Source organism: Marinobacter sp. NP-4(2019) (assembly GCF_003994855.1).
In the GTDB taxonomy this organism is placed as follows: domain Bacteria; phylum Pseudomonadota; class Gammaproteobacteria; order Pseudomonadales; family Oleiphilaceae; genus Marinobacter.
Map to the genome: position 1 here is coordinate 1,740,375 of NZ_CP034142.1, position 18,435 is coordinate 1,758,809.

The 18,435-nt window shown below is 58.1% G+C and carries 17 protein-coding genes; 12 read left to right on the forward strand and 5 right to left on the reverse strand.

The genetic code is table 11. The features are described from left to right. Positions 1 to 10 precede the first annotated feature (10 nt). Positions 11 to 1,927 carry a putative nucleotidyltransferase substrate binding domain-containing protein gene (locus EHN06_RS07930; protein WP_127331768.1) on the reverse strand — a complete coding sequence of 639 codons (1,917 nt, stop codon included), beginning with the start codon at positions 1,925 to 1,927 and terminating at the stop codon, positions 11 to 13. Between the two features lie 161 nt (positions 1,928 to 2,088). Between EHN06_RS07930 and smrA the strand changes: the two genes are divergently transcribed. From smrA to EHN06_RS07970, 8 genes are all read left to right on the forward strand, one after another. Further along, complete coding sequence (gene smrA / locus EHN06_RS07935; protein ID WP_127331770.1) at positions 2,089 to 2,670, forward strand: DNA endonuclease SmrA; 582 nt, start codon at positions 2,089 to 2,091, stop codon at positions 2,668 to 2,670. A gap of 66 nt (positions 2,671 to 2,736) precedes the next feature. Then, positions 2,737 to 2,931, forward strand: a complete 195-nt coding sequence (locus tag EHN06_RS07940; protein WP_127331772.1) for a hypothetical protein — start codon at positions 2,737 to 2,739, stop codon at positions 2,929 to 2,931. Between the two features lie 82 nt (positions 2,932 to 3,013). Next, positions 3,014 to 3,493, forward strand: a complete 480-nt coding sequence (locus EHN06_RS07945) for a (2Fe-2S)-binding protein (RefSeq protein WP_127331774.1) — start codon at positions 3,014 to 3,016, stop codon at positions 3,491 to 3,493. A gap of 1 nt (position 3,494) precedes the next feature. After that, entirely contained in the window at positions 3,495 to 5,708 is a 2,214-nt protein-coding gene (locus EHN06_RS07950) for a xanthine dehydrogenase family protein molybdopterin-binding subunit (RefSeq protein WP_127331776.1), read from the forward strand. A gap of 54 nt (positions 5,709 to 5,762) precedes the next feature. Then, positions 5,763 to 6,389 (forward strand): methylthioribulose 1-phosphate dehydratase, encoded by a 627-nt coding sequence (locus EHN06_RS07955; protein ID WP_127331778.1) that lies wholly within the window; start codon positions 5,763 to 5,765, stop codon positions 6,387 to 6,389. Next, the gene (locus tag EHN06_RS07960) at positions 6,386 to 6,943 is read left to right on the forward strand and encodes a 1,2-dihydroxy-3-keto-5-methylthiopentene dioxygenase (protein WP_127331780.1); all 558 of its coding nucleotides are present in this window, start codon (positions 6,386 to 6,388) and stop codon (positions 6,941 to 6,943) included. The genes EHN06_RS07955 and EHN06_RS07960 overlap by 4 nt, the downstream gene beginning before the upstream one ends. Further along, positions 6,943 to 7,635: an acireductone synthase gene (gene mtnC / locus EHN06_RS07965; RefSeq protein WP_127331782.1), complete on the forward strand. Its 693-nt coding sequence runs from the start codon at positions 6,943 to 6,945 to the stop codon at positions 7,633 to 7,635. Before EHN06_RS07960 ends, mtnC begins: the two co-directional genes overlap by 1 nt. Positions 7,636 to 7,689: 54 nt before the next feature. Beyond that, positions 7,690 to 8,736, forward strand: a complete 1,047-nt coding sequence (locus tag EHN06_RS07970) for a DUF3080 domain-containing protein (RefSeq protein ID WP_416332545.1) — start codon at positions 7,690 to 7,692, stop codon at positions 8,734 to 8,736. Positions 8,737 to 8,744: 8 nt separating this feature from the next. Here EHN06_RS07970 and EHN06_RS07975 read toward each other — a convergent pair whose 3' ends face one another. From EHN06_RS07975 to arsC, 4 genes are read right to left on the reverse strand one after another with little or no spacing between them, the layout of a single operon-like run. Continuing rightward, positions 8,745 to 10,526: a GspE/PulE family protein gene (locus EHN06_RS07975; RefSeq protein ID WP_127331784.1), complete on the reverse strand. Its 1,782-nt coding sequence runs from the start codon at positions 10,524 to 10,526 to the stop codon at positions 8,745 to 8,747. Positions 10,527 to 10,538: 12 nt separating this feature from the next. After that, the gene (locus tag EHN06_RS07980) at positions 10,539 to 10,907 is read right to left on the reverse strand and encodes a DUF2069 domain-containing protein (protein ID WP_127331786.1); all 369 of its coding nucleotides are present in this window, start codon (positions 10,905 to 10,907) and stop codon (positions 10,539 to 10,541) included. A gap of 44 nt (positions 10,908 to 10,951) precedes the next feature. Continuing rightward, positions 10,952 to 11,554, reverse strand: a complete 603-nt coding sequence (wrbA, locus tag EHN06_RS07985; RefSeq protein ID WP_127331788.1) for an NAD(P)H:quinone oxidoreductase — start codon at positions 11,552 to 11,554, stop codon at positions 10,952 to 10,954. A 13-nt stretch (positions 11,555 to 11,567) separates the two neighbouring features. Next, positions 11,568 to 11,921: an arsenate reductase (glutaredoxin) gene (arsC, locus tag EHN06_RS07990; RefSeq protein WP_127331790.1), complete on the reverse strand. Its 354-nt coding sequence runs from the start codon at positions 11,919 to 11,921 to the stop codon at positions 11,568 to 11,570. A 69-nt stretch (positions 11,922 to 11,990) separates the two neighbouring features. Here arsC and EHN06_RS07995 point away from each other — a divergent pair, with 69 nt between their 5' ends. The 4 genes from EHN06_RS07995 (at position 11,991) to tilS (ending at position 18,430) form a co-directional block, all read left to right on the forward strand. Continuing rightward, positions 11,991 to 12,458, forward strand: a complete 468-nt coding sequence (locus EHN06_RS07995; RefSeq protein ID WP_228257435.1) for a TlpA family protein disulfide reductase — start codon at positions 11,991 to 11,993, stop codon at positions 12,456 to 12,458. Between the two features lie 44 nt (positions 12,459 to 12,502). Next, positions 12,503 to 15,985, forward strand: coding sequence for a DNA polymerase III subunit alpha (gene dnaE, locus EHN06_RS08000; RefSeq protein ID WP_127331794.1), 3,483 nt, complete (start codon positions 12,503 to 12,505; stop codon positions 15,983 to 15,985). 149 nt (positions 15,986 to 16,134) lie between these two features. Further along, the gene (gene accA / locus EHN06_RS08005) at positions 16,135 to 17,088 is read left to right on the forward strand and encodes an acetyl-CoA carboxylase carboxyl transferase subunit alpha (protein ID WP_127331796.1); all 954 of its coding nucleotides are present in this window, start codon (positions 16,135 to 16,137) and stop codon (positions 17,086 to 17,088) included. Further along, positions 17,072 to 18,430, forward strand: a complete 1,359-nt coding sequence (gene tilS / locus EHN06_RS08010; RefSeq protein ID WP_127331798.1) for a tRNA lysidine(34) synthetase TilS — start codon at positions 17,072 to 17,074, stop codon at positions 18,428 to 18,430. Before accA ends, tilS begins: the two co-directional genes overlap by 17 nt. Positions 18,431 to 18,435 lie beyond the last annotated feature (5 nt).

Below are 18,435 nucleotides of genomic sequence, written 5' to 3' on the forward strand. Positions count from 1 at the left end.
AGCCTGTCCGTCATAGTTGATAAGTCACTTCCAGCTTTTGCTGGAGGCGCTGGGCCTGGCGGAAGGACTCTCGCAGAATCCGACGGTCAAGCGGGTTCAGGTCATCCGGATCAATGTAATTGGACAGTGGCTCGTTCCGATTCAGCATCTCCTGATGTGCACGCATGCGAATCGCCTGAATGAGGCTGTAAGCCTCTTTCCAGGCATTGGCATCTTTGGGATCAAACGCCCCCTTGGCGACCAGGCGGTCGATCCGCTCAAGGGTGTTGGCCTCTTCCACGCCGTTTGCCAGAGCAAATACCCGGACAGCTTCCACGAAGGGGGCGAGCCCTTGACGCTTGAGGTCAATGGTGTGCTTCCTGCCGTCTGGCGCGTAACGGAAATTGCGGAATATGGTCAGCGGGGGGCGACGGTTCATGGCGTTACCTGCCAGCATCTTCTGAAACAGGGCATTTTTCTGAATGCGGGCCAGTACCTTGCCGTACAGATGTTCCAGCGGTTCGTCGGGGCCAAACACCGCTCGCATATCGAGGAAGATGGAGGAATACACAAGGTTTTGCGGTGTGGAAGCGTCGATGAACCTAATAAACCAGTCATCCCATTCCCTGCCGCTCAGACACAGCTTCGGGTTGCTTGCCATGATATTGCCTTTACATAGAGTAAAGCCGCACTCTGCCAACTCCTGATTCACCTGTTCCGCAAACGGCAGGAGCTTTTCCCGCACTTGATCTTCGGTCATCCCGTCAGGGGTTTCAAACAGGATGCCGTTGTCCTGGTCCGTCAGCAGGGTCTGCTCCTGTCGTCCCTCGCTGCCAAAGGTCAGCCAGGTGAAAGGTATACCGGGATCGTTTTTCTTGATATTGAGTTCCAATACCCGCCTGACAGTGACGTCGTTGAGAGTTGTGATAATTTTCACCACCTGGCCAGAGTCGGCACCATGGGCAAGCATCGCATCTACCAGCCGTGATACGTCGGCCCGTAAACTGACCAGGGTACGCAGGTGGCTGGCGGTGCCAATGGTTCTTGCCAGGTTGACCAGGTCCACGCGCTGAAGGGAAAACAGGTCTCGCTCGGAAACTACTCCGATCAAGCGGTGCTCTTCATCAACTACGCAGAGATGGGCGAAGTGGTGTTCTGCCATCAGCATGGCGGCTTCGAAAGCGTCTGCATGGGACGTCAGGCAAATCGGGTTCCTGGTCATGACCTGGCCGACCGGTGTATCCAGGGGGCCTTTTTCCTCGGCCACCATGGTGCGTAGATCCCTGAGGGTGAAAATGCCGGTGGGATGCCGCTTGTCGTCGGTAATGACAATACTGCCCACGCTGTTTTCGTGCATACGCGCCACGGCCTTGCGCACCGGGAGGTCTGGCGAACAGACAATCGGATTCCGCAAGGCATACCGCTCCAGCGGGGTGTCCAGTGAAGTGCCCGAGCCTATGGAGGCCATGGCACCGGACTGGATTCTCTGGTTGACCTGATCCAGCAGGCTGCTGACCCCACGCAGACAGAAATCACGAAAGGGATCGCTTTCCGAGAGCAGTGTGACGAACGCATCGTGTTCGATGCTAAGGCAGAAGGTGTCACCGGCAGCCCGGTGGAGCGTGCGGGTGGGGCGTTCGCCAACAAGTGCTGCCAACGGGAAACATTCGCCCTGGGTGATTTCAAAGGTGGTGTCTGTCTTGCCGTCTTTTTCATTGTGGCGTTCACCGCGAATGCGCCCCTGTTTTACCACGTAGAAACGTCGAACAGGCCCTTCTTCCGGGGACAGCACGATATCGTTATCGGCGTAGAATCGCAGTGACGCATGTTCGGCAAAGTGCGCCAGGTGGGTGTCATCCATGCTGGAAAACGGCGCATGTTCCCGCAGGAACATCATGATTGCACGGGTGTTCTGGGGGCGCGGTGTATCCGTTGAGGCGGCAACCATACTATCGTCCGTCCTGTTTATTGTTGCTCCCGAGTGTAGATCAGAGGGCGGGGAACAGCCCTAAGATTTTCGTCGCAGCTTGCTTCACAAGGATCAGTGGCTTTATGCCAGTGGGACCCGGTGGTAAAGTTTCGTTAACCCCAACGCTGAACCATATTATCATGACGACCAAAGACGAGCGCCTGAGTTTTCTGGAAGAAATGAAGGATGTACGGCGCATCCGCAAGCCCAATCGCGCAGAGGTGAAAACGCCCAGGGAGTTAACGCCCGGCCACCTGGAGCGGCAGCGTTCTGCCGTGGACCAGCCGATGAAAGACACCAATCCGCTGACGTCAGACATGGTGGAACCGCTCACGGCTCACGATGTCCTGAGTTGGCAGCGTCCCGGCGTCCAGCATGGGGTATTTCGCAAGTTGAGACTGGGGCAATATCCGATAGAGGCAAGACTGGATCTGCACCGTATGACCGTTGAAGAGGCCCGTCGTGAAGTGTTTGGCTTTGTTAACGATTGTGTCCGCTACGGTCTTCGCTCCGTGATTATCCTGCACGGAAAAGGAGAGAGGAACCCGGATGGCATTGCCCAATTAAAGAGTTATCTTGCCAAGTGGCTGCCAGAGCTGGACGGCGTGCTTGCCTTTCATTCGGCCCAGAAACACCATGGCGGCACCGGTGCCGTCTATGTCATGGTTCGCAAGAGCGAACGGGACAAGCAACATAACCGTGAAGTGCATGGCAGCCGGTAACGTGCTGCGTTCATTCCCATTCTGAGTAAATCATCGGGTTCCGGAAGACCGGATCTGGAGGAAGTAATGACTAAGAAACTGTTTTTCCTGGTGTGCGTATCCCTGGCTCTGGTGGGCTGCAAGGATCGTGTGATCTGGAATGATAATGGCAAAGTGGAACAAGCCACGGAAAATCGCGAAGTCTGGGACTCCAAGGGCAAGATGGACGGTGGTGATCGCAAGATATGGAATGATCAGGATGGCAAGGCTGTTGTGAAATAAGCCTGAAACGGGCTATATGGCTAAAACAAAAATGAAAGGTGCCAGCACATAGAGTATACGGTGCCAGCAAGGGAGAGATGACATGGCCCTGAGCCTGACGGTCAATGGAGAGAAACGAACAGTTGAGGTCGATGGTGACACGCCCCTGTTATGGGTTATCCGAGACGAGCTGGGACTGAAGGGAACCAAGTTCGGGTGTGGTGCTGGTTTGTGTGGTGCCTGCACGGTTCATCTTGACGGCCAGCCGATGCGGTCCTGTTCCACACCGGTGGAGATGGCCTCAGGCAAGTCAGTGACAACCATTGAAGGGCTCTCCCCCGGCGGCAATCTGCATCCACTGCAGAAAGCCTGGGTTGAGCATGGGGTGCCCCAGTGCGGTTATTGTCAGTCCGGGCAGATCATGACGGCGGCAAACCTGCTGGAACATAACCCGACCGCCAACCGGGACGATATTATCGCCGCGCTCAGCGGCAACCTGTGTCGTTGTGGTACCTACTCGAAAATCATTGCGGCTGTTGAGTCCGTTGCCAGTGGTGATTCTGTTGACCGGGAGGGCGCGTAAGATGACCCTGAATCGACGGGATTTCCTCAGGATCAGCGCCGGAACGTCCGGCAGTCTCGTGTTTGCCCTTACCCTGCCGGGTTGTTCCGGTATTCAGACCGGTTTCAGAGAGGATGAGGGGGCCTGGAAACCGGACGCCTGGCTGGAACTGACCACCGACGACAAGGTGTACTTCACCCTCGCCCGGGTGGAAATGGGGCAGGGCACCTATACCGGATTGACCACCCTGATTGCGGAGGAACTGGAGGTCGACCCGGCAGCAATCACCCCCAAATTTGCGCCGGTCGCATCCGAGTACCGTAACCCCTTGTATAAACTCCAACTGACCGGCGGCAGTACCAGTATCGCCACCAGTTGGATGCCCCTACGACAAGCGGGTGCAGAAGCCCGGGAAATGCTGATTCTGGCCGCCGCACGGGTATGGGAAGTCGATCATGCGGAGTGTACTGCTTTTGAGGGTCACGTTCGCCATCCCAACGGCGTGGACACTTTGCCTTACGGTAAGCTTGTCAGTCTGGCGTCTTCCGAAACCGTTCGTCATGACATCGCACTGAAACCCCAGAGTCAGTGGCGGTATATCGGCAAGGCGCGTGGCCGCCTGGATGCCAGGGCCAAATCCACGGGCACGGCTGAATATGGCATTGATGTCGAATTGCCGGGGATGGTCTATGCGGTCGTGACCCGGCCACCCCGTTATGGCGCGAGGGTTCAGTCCTTCAACGCCAGTGACATCCAGGCCATGCCGGGTGTGCTGAAGGTGCTGGAAATCGAGCGTGGCGTGGCCATCGTGGCCGGCAAGTATTGGCAGGCCCGCAAGGCGCAGGAGAATCTACAGGTAGAGTGGGATACCTCCGATGCACTGGGACTCTCCACTGACGATGTGTTTGCTCACTACCGCAAGGCTGCCGAAGACGATGCCGGTGAGCGGGAACGCAATGACGGGGATTTCGCCGATGCAGCGTCCGGGGCGGAGCGGGTCCTGGAAGCGAGTTATGAGCAGCCTTACCTGGCCCATGCTACCCTGGAGCCAATGAATGCGACGGCCTGGTATCGTGGTGACACCATGGAAGTCTGGGCGCCAACTCAGGCGCCGGATCTGGGGCGTATTGCCGCGGCTCGGGTAAGCGACCTGTCGCCTGACGATATCACCATCAACACCACCTTTCTGGGGGGTGGTTTCGGGCGGCGTCTGACCCAGGACTATATCGAGGAAGCAGCCGCTGTTGCCTACAGCCTGAAAAAGCCAGTCAAGCTTATCTGGTCCAGGGAGGAGGATACTCGCCATGACCTGTATCGTCCTGCCATGCTGCACCGTATGAAAGCCACGGTTTCCGAAGGCGAGGTCACCGGCTGGCACCATCAGGTCGTTGGACCACAAATCCTGGACTGGTATGTCCGCAACGCGGCGCCCGCGCAATATCCGTGGTCTCCGAAATTTCTGTACAACACCCTGGGCAAGGTGGGTCTGATGGCGGAAGGCATCGCCACACCGAAAGACATATCCGCCATCGAGGGTGCCATTGACTACCCCTACAAGGTGGCAAACGTCGAAGTCCGTCACACCCATACCGACCCGGGCGTGCCTATTACCTGGTGGCGGTCCGTGGGGTATTCCCACAATGGTTTTGCGACTGAAACCTTCATGGATGAACTGGCCCATGAAACTGGCAAAGATCCCTATGAATTCCGTCGCGCCCTGATCGATCATCAACCCCGGCACCGTGCGGTGCTGGACCGGGTGGCGGTCATGTCCGGCTGGAAAAACCGGGCACCTTCCGGGAGAGCGCGGGGCATAGCCCTGTTCCAGAGTTTTGGAACCTACGTGGCTCAGGTTGTCGAGGCCAGTATCGAGAATGACGGTATTCATGTTCACCGGGTCTGGTGTTCGGTGGACTGTGGGCAGGTGGTTAATCCGGGGATCGTCAGGGACCAGATTGAGGGTGGGATCATCTTCGGCCTGACAGCAGCGCTTCACGGGGAAATTACATTGCAGGATGGCGAAGTTCAGCAAAGCAATTTCCACGATTACCCGTTGATGCGTAACTACGAATTGCCGGAGATAATCGTGGATATTGTGGACAGCGATGAGGCGCCTACAGGCGTGGGCGAGCCTGGGGTACCCCCGGTGATTCCGGCACTGGGTAATGCCCTGTTTGCCTTGACCGGTGAGCGACAGCGCAAGCTTCCGTTGAAAGCGACCACGTCATCCCTATAATGTCGGCGGATGTCGCTGCTGCGGCGACTGATATGATGGATATGGAGAGTGCCCTTGTTCGATGTAACCCGATACGCCCAGGCGGCTGAGTCCATTATTGACGCCGGGCGCTTTCTGTATGGCCGTGGCTGGTCCCCTGCGACCAGCAGTAATTATTCCGCCCGCATTGATGCCGACCACATTGCCATCACGGTGTCCGGTCGCCATAAAGGGGAACTGGGAGCCGGCGATGTCATGGTGGTGGATCTGGACGGCCAAGCGGTCCAGAGTCAGTGTCGATCGTCTGCGGAAACCCGGTTGCACACCGTATTGTATGAACTGTTTCCGGATGTCGGGGCAGTGCTCCATACCCATTCGGTGAACGCGACGGTGCTCAGCCGTATCCTGCCAGCGGAGCAGTCGCTGCAGTTACAGGGGTATGAGCTGCAGAAGGCGTTCCCCGGCCACGACACCCACGAAGACACCCTGGTAGTGCCGGTGTTTGACAATACACAGGACATTCCGCAATTGGCCGAACGGACAAAACAATGGTTCCGGGACCATCCGGACCAGCCCGGTTACCTGATCCGGGGTCACGGTCTTTATACCTGGGGCAGGACCATGGCAGACTGCCTGAGGCACGTTGAAGCGTTTGAATTCCTGTTTGAGTGTGAACTTGCAACCATGAGGCTCCGTCCATGACTACCCTGAGTATTTTTAACCAGAACCAGCCTGAGCAACCTCAGACCGTGACGGAAGACGCCGGCGAGATTCAGCGGTTACTTGCCGACAAGGGCATTCGGTTTGAGCAATGGCCAACCCGTGACCTGCCCGAGGATGCCGATCAGGAGAGCATTCTGGAAGCCTATCAGGCGGAAGTGGCTGCCCTGAAACAGGAGTGCGGGTTCCAGACCGCCGATGTGATCAGTCTGAATCCGGATAACCCCCAGAAAGACACACTGCGCCAGAAATTTCTCGACGAACACGTACACAGCGAAGACGAAGTCCGCTTTTTCGTGCGTGGTCAGGGGCTGTTCTACCTGCATCTGGACGATCAGGTTTTCGCGGTACTCTGTCAGAAGAACGATCTGATCAGTGTGCCTGACGGTACCCGCCACTGGTTCGATATGGGGCCGGAACCGAAGTTCACCTGTATCCGCCTGTTTTCCAATCCTGACGGCTGGGTGGCGAATTTCACCGGTGAAGACATCGCCAGCCGGCTGCCACGATACGAAAAACTGGCTGGGGCGGCCTGATGATCCGGGTGATACTCACTGACATCGAGGGCACCACCAGCTCCATTTCGTTTGTCCACGAGGTGCTGTTTCCCTATGCGGCGGAACACATCGCGGATTTTGTCCGTGAGGGAGAAGCGGATAATCCCGCCATCGCCGAACAGCTCGATGCGGTTGCGCAACGCTCGGGTGTTGATCGCAGTGACATTGAGGGACTGATTGACGTTCTTCAGTCATGGATTCGCGACGACCGCAAGGAAACGCCCCTGAAGACTCTGCAGGGCATGCTCTGGGAGCAGGGCTATCAGCAGGGCGCTTTTCATGGCCATATATACCCGGATGCGGCGGACTACCTCCAGCGCTGGCATGATCGGGGGCTCAGGCTGTTTGTCTATTCCTCAGGGTCCGTTAAGGCCCAGAAGCTGATTTTCGGGTTCAGCGAAGCAGGGGACTTCACGCCGTTCTTCTCCGGTTATTTCGATACCCGTGTCGGGGGAAAAAAGGAGGCCCAGTCCTATCGCAACATCCTGCAGCAACTGGGTGTTGAGCCGGAAACGGTGTTGTTTCTCTCCGACGTGGAGGCGGAACTGCAAGCTGCTGAGGAAGCCGGTATGCAGACTGCCTGGCTGGTCCGGGAAGGGGATCTCCCGGACACGGACCGGGTGGTCGCCCGGAATTTTGCCGAGGTGGATGACCTGCTCAGGAAGCGTTGAGGCGTTGGCGCTGGTGCGCAGGCTGTTCGTCCTGGTTCGGGAGGGCCCTGCGTTGTGATTTTGCGTCATCTCATGGCTATTTCCCTGACTCTGGTGATAGCTGGCTGCAACCCGTTCTCTGAAGCCCCATCGATGATGGATGAATACGTTGAGAGGGTTGCCCGGGTGCTTGATGGCGAGGTGTCGTTGTCGGAGTTGCCCGAGATCCACCTCATGCCACGCCGACGTGACCGCCGCCTGGACATGCCGGATCTGGAGCTGGGGATTCTGGACTTCCTGTCCCTGTATGGCTGTCAGTTGCAGTTCGTTGTCGGTGAGCGAAATTCAGTGATGGGGCGGGTCATGGACCCCCTGAATCGCCTTCGTTATGAGCTCCGCTTCATTGAAGCCGCTCGCGACTGCCTGCCGGAAATCGACCGTGAAAATCTCAGAGAAAGTGTTGAGCAGGCAATAGACAGCAAGCTCGAATCGTTGCCAATAGCCATCTGGAACGCCACCTGGGCGACGGAAGAAATCGAGACGCTGTTCACCCTCTCCAAGGGGTATTTCCCCGTTGCTGCCGAAGGCAATCCGGTGTCGGACCTGTCAGCCGATATCAATCGCCTCAACTCAACGGTGCAGGCGCTTCTGGAAGGTCGACTCGACCAATCTCTGGAATATGTGGGCGAGGTGCATCAGCGCTGGCAGGCAGAATTCCGGGCAGGGCAGTTGCTGAACAGCGCGGGCTTGCTGATTGCCAGGCTGGATGACGCCACAGCCATTATCCGGTCACGGCTGGGGGAGCGTCCGCTGTGTCTTGACGGCAAGCCCAACAGCCAGTCCAAAATCGTCCAGAGTATGTTTTTCAGCGTGTACATCGAGACGGTTCAGCCGTACATGAGTGACGTGCGTCGTGCCCGGGAGGAGCTTATTCGTCCACTGGCGACACTCTCGGAAATACAGTCGGAGGTTCGAACGGAGTCGTTTCGGGGGTGGTCGAGCCAGTATCTGGCATCAGCCGGGGGCAACAGCCTTTGGCAGGATCTGGATCGGGCAATGGCCGAGCACACCACGAGTTGGCAGCAACTGCTGGAGCAGTGTGGCCTGCGCCCCGGTAGTTGACCGGGTGCTCAGCGCTGGCTTTCGGGAGTGACTCGCAGTATTTCTTCAATGGTGGTCTGACCGGCAGCCACTTTCTGCGCCCCGCTCAATCTCAGGGATTTCATTCCGGTCTTGTAGGCGTCGAGCCGCAACTGCTCCAGTTCGCACTGATCGGTGATCTGGGCGCTCAGGTCGCCGGACAACTTGAGGATTTCATAAACCCCGGCACGACCATAATAGCCGGTGTTACGGCATTCCAGGCAGCCGACCGGCTGGTAGACCTGTTCTGGCGTTGGGGCTTTCCACGGGCGTGTCAGGCTTTTCCATGCCTGGTTATCCACCGGACCCGAGGCCTTGCAGTGGGGGCACAGGGTGCGTGCCAGGCGTTGCGCCATTACCCCGAGAACCGTCGCTCGGATCAGGTAGGGTGGAATGCCCAGTTCCATCAGGCGCGTGATTGCACTGGGTGCGTCGTTGGTGTGCAGGGTCGAGAGCACAAGATGCCCCGTCAGCGCTGCCTGCACCGCCATTTCAGCTGTCTCGAGGTCACGGATCTCACCGATCATGATAATGTCCGGATCCTGGCGCAAAAGGGCGCGGACTCCGGATGCAAACGTCAGCTCGATGTTGGTCTGGACCTGCATCTGGTTGAAGGCCGGTTCCACCATCTCGATCGGGTCTTCAATGGTACAGATGTTCACCTCAGAGGAGGCCAGTTGTTTGAGGGTGGAGTACAACGTAGTGGTTTTGCCCGACCCTGTGGGGCCGGTGACCAGAACAATGCCGTGGGGGCGGTCTGTAATATCGTGCCAGCGTTCCCGGTCTTCCTTCGAGAACCCCAGCTGTTCGTAGGATTTAAGCAGTACCTCGGGATCGAAAATCCGCATCACCATTTTTTCGCCAAACGCCGTGGGCATGGTGGCCAGGCGTAACTCCACCTCGCTGTTGTCCGGCTTGCGGGTCTTGATGCGGCCGTCCTGGGGGCGACGTTTTTCCGCGACGTTGAGGCGCCCGAGGATTTTCAGCCGGCTGGTGACGGCCACGCCCACCTGATCCGGGAATTCATACACATTGTGCAGCACGCCGTCGATCCGGAAGCGCACCTGGGTAACATTGCGCCTCGGCTCAATGTGAATGTCGGAGGCGCGCTGATCAAAGGCATACTGAAGCAGCCAGTCCACAATCTTGACCACGTGCTGATCATTGGCATCGGGATTTTCGCTCGCTCCCAGATCCAGCAGTTGTTCAAAATTCTGGTTACCGGCGGAGCCGCTTCCCTGGCGACCGCCGGCCTTGCTGACGGAATTCGCCAGTTGGTAGAACTCGACGGTGTAGCGGCGGATGTCCTCGGGGTTGGCCACAACCCGGTGAATGTCCTTCTGTACCGCCTGGCGCAGATTGTTTTCCCAATCACTCTTGAAGGGCTCCGCACTGGCAATCAGCACTTCATCCGGCCTGATTTCGACGGCGAGAATGCCGTGGCGCTGGGCGAAGGCATAGGACATCACCCTGGCGATGGATGGGGTATCAATCTTCAGTGGATCGATATGGTACCAGGGCTGTCCCGCCCACTCCGCTAACCAACGGGTGAGGCGTTCAAGGTCCAGGGTATGGCCAGAGTTCTGACTCTTGAGGCTGGCCTGCGCAACCAGTTCCAGGGGGTGCCGACGATCGGTATCCGTGCCCATATTGGCCTTCAGGATACGATCCGCGTCCTCCTGGGAAATCTCACCACTGGTGACCAGGGCCGTTGCCAGGTCACGGAGGGTGAGCGTGCTTCTGAGAGGGGCTGGTGCGCGAAGGTTACCCATAAGTGGTCCTGATCATGCGCCCTGAGGCGGAATCGGCCGGTTCACCTTCAAATGTACCATGGCGACAGTGAACAGCAGGAATGTCAGGATGGTCAGGATCACCGGGGCGGCAGCACCTTCGCTCAGCCAGGCGGATACCACGGCCTGGGTGAAGTAGAAAATCACCACGAAGGCCAGCCATATGTAGCCACGGTTATGGCCACGAAAAACAGGCACCGCGAACGCCAACAGGGGCAGCAGCTTCACCGAGAGCATCAGCGGGACCGACACGCCCTCGACCTGCGAAGGGTAGAATGTGCTAATCAGGAGTGTCGCCAGCACCCCGATGTACAGGGCGATGGTCAATCTGGCGGTTACGCGTGCTTTCGGGTTGTGGAGCATGGATGCTTTCCGTCAATAATCGGGTCAATGGTTTGAATTCAGGCTTAGCCGAGTTTCAGGGCCAGGGTGCCCAGCCGTTCACCAAAGCTTTGGCAAACCGTTTTCTCGTGGCTGGTCAGTGGTTGCTGCTCGCCGGTGCCGGCCCAGTGAGAAGGGCCGTAGGGCGTCCCGCCGGATGAGGTTTCATTCAGCGCAGACTCAGAATAGGGCACGCCACACAGCACCATGCCATGGTGCAATAGTGGCAGCATCATGCTGAGCAAGGTGGCTTCCTGGCCGCCGTGGAGGCTACCGGTGGAGGTAAAGGCCCCGGCTGGCTTGCCGGACAGGGTGCCGTTCAGCCAAAGATCCCCGGTGTTGTCCAGGAAATGCTTGAGCGGCGCCGCCATATTGCCAAAACGGGTCGGGCTGCCAATGGCCAGGCCGGCGCAGCCACTGAGGTCGTCCTTGCTGGCGTATGGAGCACCACTGTCGGGAACCGGCGCCAGCGATGACTCGGTATCCGGAGAAACCGGTGGTACCGTGCGAATGCGAGCTTCCACACCGTTCACCCGCGATACACCGCGGCCAATCTGGGTGGCCATCTCGGCGGTCTGTCCGGTGCGACTGTAGTAGAGTACCAGTACGTAAGGCTTGGCAGGCGACATCAACAGGTCCCCATCAGAGAATGGCCAGTACGTTTTCCGGCGGGCGACCCAGGGCAACCTTATCGCCGCGGATCACGATCGGCCGTTCAATCAGTTTGGGGTTGGTCACCATGGCACGGACCAGCGCATCACGATCCAGTTCCGGGCTATCCAGGCCAAGTTCCCTGTACTCTTTTTCCTTGGTGCGCATCAACTGCCGGGGTTCATAACCAAGCACATCGAGGATGTGTATGAGTTCCTGCTCTGTCGGTGGGGTTTCAAGGTAGCGTATAATCTCCGGCTCGATACCGCGATCGGTAAGCAGTTCAAGGGTTTGTCTGGATTTTGAACAGCGGGGGTTGTGGAAAATACGGGTCGGTTCTGTCATCTTCTGGCCTGAGTTTTAAATGGCTTTCCTGAATTTCGGATGCCCCGTAGTCTAACAGGAGGACTCCCTGTGCAGTACCCTGCAAGGTCCCGTTATCGAACTCTCTTATCACCCCTGGTCGTGGTGACCTGTTTGTTGACGCTGTCTGGTTGTGAAAAGGTGGCGTTCGAGCAGGCACAGGGCGAGCCTGTGGAATGGGACAGCCTCCGGGGGCAGTGGGTTCTGGTGAACTATTGGGCCGAGTGGTGCAAGCCGTGCCTGGAAGAAATTCCCGAACTCAACAAGCTGGATCGCAGTAGCCGCATTACCGTGCTGGGCGTGAACTTTGACGACATCAAGGGCCAGGCGCTGGTCGACCTGGGCGAATCCATGGGCATCCGCTATACCATGCTGGCGGAAGACCCGGGCCCGGAATTTGGCTGGAAAACCCCGGTAGGGTTGCCCGCTACCTTTGTCGTGAACCCTGAGGGTGAACTACTCGAGACCCGCTTCGGCCCCCAAACAGAAGCAGACATTCGAGAACTGACGGGCGGCTGATGCCGATCGCAACTGGAATTCAACAGCAGGAATAGCCTGACGTTATGGCGCAAACCTTTGTACACCTTCGCGTACATTCCGAATACTCCATGGTGGATGGACTGGTCCGGGTCAAACCGCTGGTCAGCCGGGTTGCGGAACTCGGTATGCCGGCCGTGGGTCTCACCGATCAGTCGAACATGTGCGCGCTGGTGCGCTTTTACAAGGCCGCCACCGGAGCTGGCGTCAAGCCCATTATCGGTGCCGATCTGTGGCTGGAGAATCCTGAGGAGCCGGAAAATCCGTTCCGCCTGACTCTGCTGGCCCTTAACAATGACGGTTATCTACACCTGACCGAAATCATCAGTCAGGGCTACACCGAAGGCCAGCGTTTTGGTAAGCCCATTATTCAACGGGCGTGGTTGGAGGCCCGTTCAGGAGGCCTGATCGCTCTTTCGGGGGGCAAGCTCGGTGATGTGGGTAGAGCGTTGCTGGCGGGTAAACAGGAACTGGCCCGGGAACGTGCCAAATACTGGCTGAATCTCTATCCTGACGCCTATTATCTGGAGCTTCAGCGCACCGGCCGCGCCGGCGACGAAGATTGCCTGCACCTGAGCGTCGAGCTGGCGGATTCCCTGGGGATCCCGGTGGTGGCCACTAACGATGTTCATTTTCTGGAGACCGAGGATTTCGAGGCCCACGAAGCCCGGGTGTGTATCGGCGAGAGCCGGACCCTGGATGATCCCCGCCGTGACCGCCGGTTCAGTGACCAGCAATATCTCCGCAGTGCGGACGAGATGATCGAGCTGTTTTCGGACATCCCCGAAGCCGTGGAAAACACCGTCGAGATTGCCCGGCGCTGCTCGGTAAAAGTGCGTATGGGCGAATACTTCCTGCCGAACTATCCGATCCCCGAAGGGATGACCATGGATGAGTACTTCCGCAAGGTGTCGGAAGACGGTCTTGAGGAACGGCTGGCCAAGACCCTGAGCAAGGATGATCCGGAATACGACACCAAGCGGGAAGCGTATTACAAGCGCCTGAACTTCGAACTGGATATCATTACCCAGATGGGGTTCCCGGGCTACTTCCTCATCGTTATGGACTTTATCAAATGGGCCAAGAATAACGGTGTTCCGGTGGGTCCGGGCCGGGGCTCCGGTGCCGGTTCGCTGGTGGCCTACGCTCAGTTGATTACCGATCTGGATCCACTGGAATACGATCTGCTGTTCGAACGCTTCCTCAACCCGGAACGGGTATCCATGCCCGACTTCGACGTCGACTTCTGTATGGAAGGGCGGGACCGGGTGATTGCCTATGTGGCGGAAAAATACGGCCGTGAGGCGGTTTCCCAGATAATTACGTTCGGCACGATGGCCGCCAAGGCGGTAGTGCGGGACGTGGCTCGGGTTCAGGGCAAGTCCTATGGCCTGGCGGACAAGCTGTCCAAAATGATTCCGTTCGAACCGGGGATGACCCTGGAGAAGGCTCTTGAGCAGGAACCCCAGTTGACCGACTTCCTTGAGCAGGACGAGGAAGCCCAGGAAATCTGGGATATGGCCTTGAAGCTGGAGGGTGTGTGCCGGAACGCCGGTAAGCACGCCGGGGGCGTGGTGATCGCGCCCACCAAGATTACCGACTTCTCACCGCTGTACTGTGATGACGAAGGCGGCAGCCTGGTGACTCAGTTCGACAAGGGTGATGTGGAAGACGCCGGCCTGGTGAAGTTCGACTTCCTGGGGCTGCGGACCCTGACCATCATCGACTGGGCCCTGAAAATGATCAATCCGCGCCGCGAAAAGCGTGGATTGCCGCCGCTGGATATCAATGAGATTCCGCTGGACGATGTGCCGTCCTTCGACATGCTGAAGAAAGCGGAAACCACGGCGGTATTCCAGTTGGAATCCCGCGGGATGAAAGACCTGATCCGCCGCCTGCAGCCGGATTCCCTGGAAGACATGATCGCCCTGGTGGCACTGTTCCGTCCCGGCCCGTTGCAATCGGGCATGGTGGACGACTTCATCGACCGGAAGCACGGCCGTCAGCCGATGTCCTTCCCGCACCCGGATTATCAGTATGAAGGTCTGAAGCCGGTACTGGAGCCCACATACGGGGTCATCCTGTACCAGGAGCAGGTCATGCAGATTGCCCAGGTGATGGCGGGTTACACCCTGGGTGGCGCGGACATGCTGCGCCGGGCCATGGGTAAGAAGAAGCCCGAGGAAATGGCCAAGCAGAAGCAGATTTTCCTTGATGGCTGTGAAAAGAATGGCATCGACAAGGTCCTGGCCGAGAACATTTTCGACCTGGTGGAAAAGTTTGCCGGCTACGGCTTCAACAAGTCCCACTCCGCCGCCTATGCCCTGGTGTCCTACCAGACGCTGTGGCTGAAGGCCCATTACCCGGCCGAATTCATGGCCGCGGTACTCACCGCCGATATGCAGAACACCGACAAGGTTGTGACGCTGGTGGAAGAGTGCCGGAACATGAAGCTGGACCTTCTGGTACCGGACGTCAGCCGTTCTGAATACACCTTTACCGTTAACGACGAAGGTCAGATCGTATATGGTCTTGGCGCTATCAAGGGGTTGGGGGAAGGGCCGATTCAGAGCATCGTGGAAGGCCGGGCCGATGGCGAGCCTTATCAGGACATTTTCGATTTCTGCCGCCGGGTGGACCCGAAGAAAGTGAATAAGCGGGCGATGGAAGCCCTGATCCGTTCCGGTGCCATGGACAAGCTCGGGGCCGGGCGCGCACAGCTGATGGCCAGTATTGACAAGGCGGTGCAACAGGCGGGACAGCAGTCCCGTAACGACGCCGTGGGCATGGTGGACATGTTCGGGGAGACCCTGGAAGCGGGCGGTGACACAGATCCGTACGAGGACGTTGCCCATGTCCGCGAATGGCCGGAAAAAGAGCGGCTGAAGGGTGAGAAGGACACCCTGGGTCTGTACCTCACCGGTCATCCGTTTGATGAGTACGAGAAAGAGGTGCGCCGTTTTGTGCGCTCATCGATTGCCGATCTCAAGCCCAACAAATCACCTCAACGGGTAGCTGGCCTTGTGGTGGCCCAGCGGACCATGAAGACCCGCACCGGGTCCACCATGTGTTTTATAACCCTGGATGATCGCAGTGCGCGCATCGAAGCCACGCTGTTTTCGGAAGCGTTTTTCGAGAACCGTGAACTGCTGCAGTCGGATCAGGTGATTGTGGTGGAAGGGCAGGTCAGCCATGACGATTACTCCGGTCAGATGAAGATGCGGGTCAATTCCGTCATGGACGTCGGCACCGCGCGCCAACAGTTCAGCCGCGGCTTGAAGTTGTCGCTGCATGCCGACCAGTTGCAGAACGGACTGCTGGACAAGCTGGGCACCACCCTGGAGCCGTTCCGGTGTGAGGGGAGTCCTGTGTGGATCGAGTACAGCAGCCCGGAAGCAAGAACCCGTATAGAACTGGGAGAAGCCTGGCGAGTTCAGCCAGATGACGACCTGTTACTGGAGTTACGCTACCTCGTGGGCGACCAGTCCGTGGAACTGGTCTATGATTGAAGGGTGCGGCAGGTGCAACGTTAAATATTTGTCAGACTGCGGACTCATACCAATGTCCGCTTTAGCCTCGGAGCGGGCACTGCTATCTTTGTCCAAAATTCTGGTTTGACGGGATAAATTTCCGTCCTGCAATCAAATGATGGAACATCATGAACCCTAACTATCTGGATTTCGAACAGCCTATTGCCGACCTGGAAGCGAAAATCGAAGAGCTTCGCATGGTCGGGAACGACACCGACATCAACATCTCCGATGAAATCAACCGGCTGAAAAGCAAAAGCGTCAGCCTGACGGAGAGTATCTTTTCCGACCTGCAACCCTGGGACGTGGCGCGTCTGGCGCGTCATCCACGTCGCCCCTATACGCTCGACTACATCGAAATGATCTTCGATGATTTTGACGAGCTGCACGGCGATCGCCGGTATGCGGATGACCTCTCGATTGTAGGGGGAACCGCCCGCCTGGACGACAAGCCGGTGATGATTATCGGTCATCAGAAGGGCCGGGAAGTGCGTGACAAGGTCAAGCGTAACTTCGGTATGCCTCGTCCGGAGGGGTATCGCAAGGCGCTGCGCCTGATGGAGATGGCCGAGCGTTTCAGCATGCCGATCCTGACCTTTATCGATACCCCGGGCGCCTATCCCGGTATCGGCGCCGAAGAGCGGGGCCAGAGTGAGGCGATCGCGTTCAACCTGGGAGTGATGTCCCGCCTTAAAACGCCGATCATTTCTACGGTGATTGGCGAAGGCGGCTCTGGTGGCGCACTGGCGATCGGCGTCTGTGATCAGCTGAACATGTTGCAATACTCAACCTACGCCGTAATTTCCCCGGAAGGCTGTGCTTCCATTTTGTGGAAGAGCGCTGAGTACGCGGCGCAGGCAGCGGAAGCCATGGGTGTGACGGCGAGTCGCCTGAAGGATCTGGGGCTGGCGGATAACGTCATTAAGGAACCCCTGGGCGGTGCTCACCGGAATCCCGAGAAGATGTCCGAGTCGCTTCGGGAAACCCTGAAGAAAGGGGTTGCCGAACTGAGCCGTCTTCCCACCGATGAACTGGTATCCCGCCGTTACGAGCGGCTGACCCGATATGACACCGGGCGGTAAACCCGCCCCGCAGTTTTCCTGGCCGGCGGCATTGTGTGAGTCGGTCAGGCACCTTCCTGATACTTCCTGTGTGTGGGTCGCCCTCAGCGGTGGCCTCGACTCGGTTCTTCTTCTCCACCTCGTATCCCACTGCCTGGGCAGTGATCGCAACGTTGCCGCGATCCATGTCAATCACCAGCTTCAGAGGAATGCCGACGAAACCGAGCGGTTCTGCAGGGATTTGTGTAAAAGCGTGGGTATTCCCCTGACAGTTGAGCGGGTAACGGTATCTGCGAAGGCTGCCGACGAATCAACGACCGGCGGTATCGAGGAGGCGGCCCGCCATGCGCGCTATGACGTTTTTAAACGTATTCTGGCACCCGGCCACTTGATGTTGATGGCGCACCATGGCGATGATCAGGCAGAAACTGTTTTGTTCCGTTTGCTGCGAGGTAGTGGCGTGGCTGGTCTGGCGGGGATGCCGTCCAGTCGGCCTCTCGGCCTGGGAGAATTGCATCGGCCATTTCTCGCCTTCAGTCGCCAGCAGATTTATGGATGGGCGCAGCAGGCAGGTCTGGTTTGGGTGGAAGATCCCAGCAATACCGATCAGAAATACGATCGCAATTTCCTGCGTCACTCGGTGATACCGTTGCTCAAGTCCCGTTGGCCGTCATTGATCAAACGTCTCGGACACAGTGCGAGGGCCTGTCGCGACCAGCAGGAGCTGGCGGCGTCGCTGGCACGGATTCACTATGATTTGGTGTCGGGGGGTGAAGGGCGCTTAAAGATCTCCCAAATGCTCAGTCTAAGCCTGGCGGAGCAAAAAAACCTCGTGCACTGGTGGATCGCCCGATCGGGTTACCGCTGCCCGGCGGTGGCAAACTGGCAGCAGGTATTGGATGACCTGATGTGCTCCGCTGAAGATAAAGAGCCTGAGCTCCGGGGTGATGGATTCTCCCTGCGCCGCTTCCATGGCTGGCTTTACCTGGTACCTGAGCAGCCCGGGGATTTGCCGGTTCCGCAATCCTTGATACCCGGGCACTCGGTTCAGATCGGCCCTTGGCGGTTTACCCTGGCTGCCACGGCTACCGCGAGTGATGGCCCTCCGCCAATACGAATATCTACGAGGCAGGGCGGCGAACGTATACGAACTCGCCCCGATGGCCCCTCGAAACCACTGAAAAAGTGGTTGCAGGAGCAACATGTGCCACCCTGGGAAAGGGCGCGGATTCCCTTGCTGTTCGAGGGACCGGAAGGTGGGGGCGAGCTGGTTGCCGTTGGCGATCTGTGGCTCTCCGGTAAATACTGTGGGGAGGCCCCAGCCGCCGGCTGGCGCATTGTTGTGGAGCGGGAATTTGATTGAGTAAG

What these genes read in the sequence shown, in the direction of transcription:
- EHN06_RS07950 (WP_127331776.1), top strand. Translation starts at nt 3,495, where the DNA reads ATGACCCTGAATCGACGGGATTTCCTCAGGATCAGCGCCGGAACGTCC.
- smrA (WP_127331770.1), top strand. Translation starts at nt 2,089, where the DNA reads ATGACGACCAAAGACGAGCGCCTGAGTTTTCTGGAAGAAATGAAGGAT.
- EHN06_RS07960 (WP_127331780.1), top strand. Translation starts at nt 6,386, where the DNA reads ATGACTACCCTGAGTATTTTTAACCAGAACCAGCCTGAGCAACCTCAG.
- wrbA (WP_127331788.1), bottom strand. Translation starts at nt 11,554, where the DNA reads ATGTCGCCTGCCAAGCCTTACGTACTGGTACTCTACTACAGTCGCACC.
- mtnC (WP_127331782.1), top strand. Translation starts at nt 6,943, where the DNA reads ATGATCCGGGTGATACTCACTGACATCGAGGGCACCACCAGCTCCATT.
- accA (WP_127331796.1), top strand. Translation starts at nt 16,135, where the DNA reads ATGAACCCTAACTATCTGGATTTCGAACAGCCTATTGCCGACCTGGAA.
- EHN06_RS07940 (WP_127331772.1), top strand. Translation starts at nt 2,737, where the DNA reads ATGACTAAGAAACTGTTTTTCCTGGTGTGCGTATCCCTGGCTCTGGTG.
- EHN06_RS07945 (WP_127331774.1), top strand. Translation starts at nt 3,014, where the DNA reads ATGGCCCTGAGCCTGACGGTCAATGGAGAGAAACGAACAGTTGAGGTC.
- tilS (WP_127331798.1), top strand. Translation starts at nt 17,072, where the DNA reads ATGACACCGGGCGGTAAACCCGCCCCGCAGTTTTCCTGGCCGGCGGCA.
- EHN06_RS07980 (WP_127331786.1), bottom strand. Translation starts at nt 10,907, where the DNA reads ATGCTCCACAACCCGAAAGCACGCGTAACCGCCAGATTGACCATCGCC.
- EHN06_RS07930 (WP_127331768.1), bottom strand. Translation starts at nt 1,927, where the DNA reads ATGGTTGCCGCCTCAACGGATACACCGCGCCCCCAGAACACCCGTGCA.
- dnaE (WP_127331794.1), top strand. Translation starts at nt 12,503, where the DNA reads ATGGCGCAAACCTTTGTACACCTTCGCGTACATTCCGAATACTCCATG.
- arsC (WP_127331790.1), bottom strand. Translation starts at nt 11,921, where the DNA reads ATGACAGAACCGACCCGTATTTTCCACAACCCCCGCTGTTCAAAATCC.
- EHN06_RS07975 (WP_127331784.1), bottom strand. Translation starts at nt 10,526, where the DNA reads ATGGGTAACCTTCGCGCACCAGCCCCTCTCAGAAGCACGCTCACCCTC.